This window comes from Halalkalibacter oceani (assembly GCF_023715605.1).
Classification (GTDB): domain Bacteria; phylum Bacillota; class Bacilli; order Bacillales; family Bacillaceae_D; genus Halalkalibacter; species Halalkalibacter oceani.
On the sequence record NZ_JAMBOL010000111.1, the window covers coordinates 1 to 255 of the forward strand.

Sequence of the window (255 nt, forward strand, 5' to 3'; positions counted from 1 at the left end):
GGAGTGGCACTATTGAGGGTGTTAGTGTCATAGATGGTTTAGTGTCAGGAGAAGATATGACTGGTGGTATCGCAGGAAGCTGGTCGGGTGCCATGACGGAATCCTATAGCAGTGTTGATGTAAAAGGTGGGACTGATACCGGAGGTATAATCGGAGAGGGGACTGCAGCTGATTTTAAAAAAGTCTATGCGACAGGAGAAGTTGAAGGCGAGAATAAGGTTGGGGGTCTTATCGGGGAGGCGCGAGGCGCTATTG

1 pseudogene is annotated in these 255 nt (G+C 49.8%); it reads left to right on the top strand.

Annotation, left to right across the window (positions count from 1 at the left end):
• Positions 1-56 precede the first annotated feature (56 nt).
• Positions 57-255 (top strand): annotated as a pseudogene (locus M3202_RS22220) (hypothetical protein); the annotation flags it as partial.